The 6,213-nt window shown below is 35.2% G+C and carries 6 protein-coding genes; all 6 read left to right on the top strand.

Annotation, left to right across the window (positions count from 1 at the left end; all coding sequences use genetic code 11):
• The first annotated feature begins 181 nt into the window (after positions 1-181).
• Positions 182-433: a hypothetical protein gene (locus BLR42_RS21610; protein WP_091873661.1), complete on the top strand. Its 252-nt coding sequence runs from the start codon at positions 182-184 to the stop codon at positions 431-433.
• A 548-nt stretch (positions 434-981) separates the two neighbouring features.
• On the top strand, positions 982-2,034 hold the full coding sequence (locus BLR42_RS21605) for an ATP-binding protein (RefSeq protein WP_091873659.1): 1,053 nt from the start codon (positions 982-984) through the stop codon (positions 2,032-2,034).
• A gap of 344 nt (positions 2,035-2,378) precedes the next feature.
• Positions 2,379-3,416: a hypothetical protein gene (locus tag BLR42_RS21600; RefSeq protein WP_091873657.1), complete on the top strand. Its 1,038-nt coding sequence runs from the start codon at positions 2,379-2,381 to the stop codon at positions 3,414-3,416.
• The gene (locus BLR42_RS21595) at positions 3,409-4,203 is read left to right on the top strand and encodes a hypothetical protein (RefSeq protein WP_091873655.1); all 795 of its coding nucleotides are present in this window, start codon (positions 3,409-3,411) and stop codon (positions 4,201-4,203) included. Before BLR42_RS21600 ends, BLR42_RS21595 begins: the two co-directional genes overlap by 8 nt.
• Positions 4,193-5,044, top strand: a complete 852-nt coding sequence (locus BLR42_RS21590) for a hypothetical protein (protein WP_091873654.1) — start codon at positions 4,193-4,195, stop codon at positions 5,042-5,044. Before BLR42_RS21595 ends, BLR42_RS21590 begins: the two co-directional genes overlap by 11 nt.
• A complete protein-coding gene (locus tag BLR42_RS21585; RefSeq protein ID WP_242879472.1) occupies positions 5,019-5,711 on the top strand; it encodes an ABC transporter ATP-binding protein in 693 nt (230 codons plus the stop codon). Before BLR42_RS21590 ends, BLR42_RS21585 begins: the two co-directional genes overlap by 26 nt.
• Positions 5,712-6,213: the final 502 nt, after the last annotated feature.

The raw sequence follows: 6,213 nt of genomic DNA, 5'->3' as shown, positions 1-6,213 counted from the left end.
AGCTCCCTTGATATACCATTGCCACACAGCTACACTTCCAAGCAGGAATCAATAATAAGGAAATGTTGTTACCCACTATAAATGGGGATTAACCTTATTATTTAATTCTATCGGATGGTTCAGTATTTGATTCGGATTATGAGGAAGCACAGTTTTGGGAAGGAATCGGAGGAAAGGTAATATGCGAATGAGAATTATGAAAAAGTTGGTTATTGGTGTTGCGGCTGTCCTAATTATTATGCACCCAACGCAAAGCAGCGCTTATTGCAATAATACAGAAATTATTTCCATTGAAAAAACAAATGAAGCAACAATTCAGTCAAAAAAAATAATATACAGATATAGAATAAACAAAAAAACCGGAAAAAGGCAGTATAGACGTTGGGATAAAGATAACAAAAAATGGATTGACAAGTATTGGATTGATGAGTAAAAGACTGATATTAAGGTAAGGACGATTATTCCTATAACTTTTCTCAGAGGATAATCAGGTAACAGAATGAAGAAAAGCAGGGGATTACCTTTCGTGGTAGTCACTGCTTTCAATTGAATCATTCCACAAAGTATTTTGTTCCTCGTCCATTCCCTGTCTCCTTTATTTTTCCTTCATCCATCAACTGGTTAAGTAATCGAATTGTTTTATCTCTCTCAAATCCTGTAGTCTCTGAAACTTCGGCCCTTGAAAGTATTCTTCGACCTGAAAATGCGTTATATACTTTTTACTGATCACTGGTTAAGTTCGTATCTTTAGTTATAACAGGCAACACAATACTTACAGAACTATCTGATACATCAAATGACGGACGAGCATCAAATGTCTTATATGCTTGCCTGATACGATTTATTCCGGTATGCCATAGTATGTAATGGTATGCAATTGTATGCGGGATAAAAATATCATGCAAAGGTATGCAGTTGTATGCAAGACACGAGCGCTATATAATAGTATGTAGAAGTATGCAATCAGAAGGAGGCTGCATTATGGAACAAAGTTGCCCTTATGTAATAAATTTTGGAAGAATACCAACAGAATATATAGAAAGAACTGCGATTACAGAACAGATTGTCGGAGCTTTCCAGGCAGATGTTCCACAAGAGGACTGCTTTGTGTTGACCGGGCTTAGAGGCAGTGGGAAGACTGTTTTGTTTTCAAGGATACTCAATATTGTAAGGCAGGATAAGGATTTCATTGTCATTAATCTTAATATAACCATGGATCTGCTTCAGGAGCTTGTGGCAAAATTATATGACACGTCAGGCTTTATGAATAAGTTCATCACCACAAATTTAAACTTATCAAAGTTTGGAATAGGAATTAATATAGACACGCTTCCGCCTGCCGCGTCATTAGAATCCTCTCTTGAAAAAATACTAAAAGAAATGAAAAGAAAAGGCAAAAAGCTTTTAGTTGGTATTGATGAAGTTGCTCCGACTGATTCTATGAAGACTTTTGCACATACTTTTCAGAGCATGATACAACAGGGGCTTCCTATATATTTATTGATGGATGGTCTTTATCAGAATGTGTCTGATCTGTCTAATGATAACAAGAGTACATTTCTGAAAAGGGCAAAGAAAGTGCCCGTTGAAAGATTGAATTTTACCAGCATGAGAGATAACTATAAAAGTATACTCAAAATAGATGACAAGCAGGCTGAAGAAATGGCTGCCATCACCAGGGGATATGCGGTGGCTTATCAGGCACTAGGAAGATATGCGTGGTTTGAGAAGGACCATAAGCTTACAAATCACGTGTTTTCACAATTTGATGATGTTCTGAAAGAATATGTTTATGAACAAATATGGACTGAGCTTACAGAAAATGAACGCTACTATCTTTCATTTTTAACTAAGAAACCATCAATGGATGTTTCTGAACTGCTTGAACTTGCAGGAAAGAAAAAGACAGATTTTTCAAGATATAGAGCATCGCTTATAGCAAAGGGTATTATCAAAGATGAACGCGGCAAGGTAATCTTAATGCTACCCAGATTCGAAAATTTCCTCGATCTGAAAGTTAAATATGATTGGTAAAAATATGAAATAAAAGCAGGGGCATATCTTTCGTAGTGGTCCCTGCTTGTTCTTTACTTTCTGATATACTTTGCTTATAGATACTATTAAGACAACTGTTTCAACACTTGAAGAGAAAGCAAATTAGTATAGGAAAAATAAGAAAAGTAGAATAATACTATTGACTCTGATATCATGAAATGATAATCTTTATCTAAAGATGAACAAACAATTAGTTACAAAAAAGATAGTTCAAGTACTACCAGCAAAACATTAAAGGTTTCTGGAAAGTTTGCACCGTAAGTATCAGTATTAATTCAAGGGCGGTAGTCTTATGATTATCGCCTTTTTTATGGAGAAAAAAGGTGAATAAAATCTATATAATAGCAATTTCGTCTATAGTTGCAATGTGTTTGGGCGGATGCGGAGAAGAAAATAACAATAGTAATTCAAGAACATCATATATTGATAAAACTGGTGAGAAAATTGATGTGGAGATAGCAGATAACATATCTTTAAATGCATCAGTACCGAAAGAAGAGAGAGAGTTATTTACATATAAAGTTTGTGATCGGCCATTGGATATCAATGAAGAGGCAGGCGTTTTCGGAGTTAAACTTGAAAACGGCGAAATGAACGATGAAAATAATTTTTACGATTTTGGAAATGGGGCTTATTTCAGTGCATCGGATGGCAATATTGAGTATGTTTCGGATGAAAGATATAACACATTGAATGAAATGGTATATGAGTATTATCAGGACGATGATAGTTCAGATGATAATATCAACAAAGCTCAGGTGGAAAGAGCAACCGAATTATTGACCGCAGGATTAAAATTGAGCGAAAATGAAGAATTATACTTAATACATGCTAAAAAACTCGACAATGAAGCATATCAGGAGGGGAAAAAATATCTTGAAGAAGATATGGGATTTGGCGAAGGAAAAATGGAAGCTAAAGAAGCAGACAGAATCGTGAGTGATTCTACGTACTATTATTCTTTCGGTATAAAAATCGACGGAATACCGATATCAAATTTCAAGGAAGCAAGCTTGAACTATACAAGTGAAGACTCTTATGGAAAACAATTATCAATAGAGATGATCATGGATGATAATAATGTCAAATATATATTATCTGATGGAATAGAAGAACTTGAATCGTCAGAGGATAAAAGCTTGATATCTATAGACGAGGCTATCAGCAAACTTAAAGAAAAGTATGACGTTCAAATAGTTCCAGAGAAAGAGGAAATTAATAATATTCGATTGGAATATATTCCATTATTTGATGTTAATAATTCCGCGGGTTCAATGGAACCATACTGGTGCTTTTATTATAAAGATGGAAGGACAGACGCTTTTAATGCATTGACGGGTGGAGACTTGGCATATGAATAAGCTTATAAAGGCGGATATTAAAAAAATAATGTATTCTCCAACGACAATTGCAGCTGTAATTGGTATTGCTTTCTGTATATGCCTGGACACATGGAATCAAATTCCGTTCCTATGGAATTCCAATAAAGGAAACATAACTGTTTTTTATTATCTGTTTAATTCCTATGCATTTGGAGGAAATTATATGCCTTTTGCTGCACTTCTTTTGGCAGCGTTGCCGGCTACTTCACTTTTTTGCATGGAATATGAAAGTGGAGTTCAGCCATATATAATCCAAAGAGTGGGGAGTGTAAGGATATATGCGGTGGTAAGAATAATAATTACCATTATAGGAAGCAGCTATGTAACATTTATGGGAATGCTATTATTTGTAACTACTTCTGCTTTTTTTCAGCCACTTTACTCCAGGAGTTTTGATATGGAGACAAATATACTTCCGTTTTTTGAATTACTTTGCAAGGCAAGAGGGATACCATATTTTTGTATGATGGCTTTTTTGGCATCTTTAAGAGCATCTCTTTTTAATGTGGCGTCGCTTCTGCTTTCTGCGAAAGTAAGGAACAGGTACGCAGTAACAGCTGCTCCACTTCTGTTTGCCTTTGCATTCACAAGACTTATGGTTCTTGTAAATCTGCCGATGGATGCGAGACCTGACCTGTGGTTTATGTGCCGCACTACTCTATTTTCAGAAAAAACTACTGTCATAGCATGTCTGATAATATGGATTTGCGTGGTTATCACATGTGGCTTCTTCTTCGTGAAAAAGGTGGAAGAAAATGAAAAGTGAATTCATTTATTCAATTAAAGTTACTACCTATCTGATAAAAAAAGAATTATTTACAGTAAAGAGTGCGATAACTCTATTGCTGCTAGCAATATTTATGTTCACATTAGTTGAGCCAATAAGGAATTTCGTTATCAGCATAGGTATAAAAACAACTCCAATGATATCGATTTTTGTTTTTAGTGATTTCACCTGTCAGATGTTAATACTTATTGCTTTTATTTTTATCATTAGCAACGCACCATTTATAGACCGCTTTTTTCCATATGTGGTAAGCAGAACGGGAGCACGCAGCTTTTATATAGGAACCGTGTTATACCTGATGCTTACAGCTTTTTTCTATGTGATATTTATTGTACTTCTTGCTAATTTATATCTCATAGGTGAAGAAACATTTGTTTTTTCATGGGGGAAAATATGGGGGACAATAGCCAGAACCGATGCAGGAGAACTGTATGGAATTCAAATTGGAATAAGCGATCAGATTATAGGAAACTATGATGCCGTAAGAGCGCTTGTTTTATCGATATTTCTTGAGTGGCTTGGACTTGTATGGCTGTCAATATGCGCTTGCTCGTTTAATGCAACATTTAAGAACAAATCAGGGATTATCATAGCTTCATTGTTCGTGTTTCTTGATACTATGATTTATAATTCATGGTCATATTATGCGTATCTTCTGTCACCTGTTTCGCTGATAAATATTGAAAGTTATACGGGAATGTACAATGCTTATGGAATAACACCGATATATGCTGCTGCTTTTTTTACTGTGACACTTATTTTGTTTGCGATTATATTTGTGAAAGGGAGCCGTCTTGAAAAATATAACAATAGAAATTAAAAATGTGAATTTGGCAGTGAAAAACAAGAGAATTCTATCAGATGTGAACCTCAGTATTAATGGTGGGAAAATCTATGGCCTTATCGGGAAAAACGGGTCGGGGAAAAGCGTATTTCTTAAAAGTATTGCGGGATTTTCAAGACCCGAGAGTGGAAGTCTGGTAATAAATGGCAAGGAAGCTTATAAAGACTTTACGTTTTATAATAAGATTGGCTTTATAATAAACCAACCGGGGTTTATCGAGAATAAATCAGGGTTTCAGAATATGTCATATCTTGCAGCTTTAAGAGGTAAAACATCAAAAGAGCATATTAAAATGCTCATGAAAAAACTGTCACTTGATCCCGATAGTCCCAAGAAGGTGTCAGAATATTCTCTTGGAATGCGGCAGAAGCTCGGAATAGTTCAGGCAATTATGGAAGATCCGGAGATAATACTATTAGATGAACCAATGAATGCGTTAGATGAAGAAAGCGTTGATATAGTAAGGGAGCTGCTAAAAAATCTTCGTGATGAGGGAAAAATAATTATTATCACAAGTCATAATCATGAAGATATAGAATTTCTATGTGATGATGTTTATTGTATAAAAAATGGTGTGATAGACCAAAACGGAACAGACCGATTTTTCTGGAAAAGAAACGAAGGTATACAGTGCCGAGCTTGATCACATTCAGAGCCGTGCGTCACTGTATGTTTCAGAAAGAGCATTTTAATCATAAACCCAAAAGCAGGAGCGTGCCTTTTATGGTGGTCCCTGCTTTATCTTTATTCTTCCTCTCTCCATTGCATATTTTTATTTTACAAAAGTTACATTGAATGGAGCCCAAAGAGGGCTTTTTATATTTCGCAAAAATAAACATTTCTTAAAAATGCGAAGTGATATAAGATTATGTTGAGGTGACAAACTATTAATAGAGCGAGAGAGTTATTTAAATAGATTGAAGGCTGTTAAGGATGTACCTGATATAAAGGTTATTACTGGCATAAGACGTAGTGGAAAATCCAAATTAATGGATGCCTTCATTGACTATATCAAAGAGGATAGCAATGCAAATGTAGTAAGAATAAAACTAAACCTGAATTATTCACGGCTTAATTACAAAGCCGCATAGTTACTGCATTTAAACTGCATATTGCTTTCACCCAATAAGTGAAGCCTTAGGGGT

The sequence above is a fragment of the Butyrivibrio sp. INlla16 genome, assembly GCF_900104155.1.
In the GTDB taxonomy this organism is placed as follows: Bacteria; Bacillota; Clostridia; order Lachnospirales; family Lachnospiraceae; genus Butyrivibrio.
Note: the sequence above shows the minus strand (reverse complement) of the source record. Positions and strands in the feature narration are given on the sequence as shown.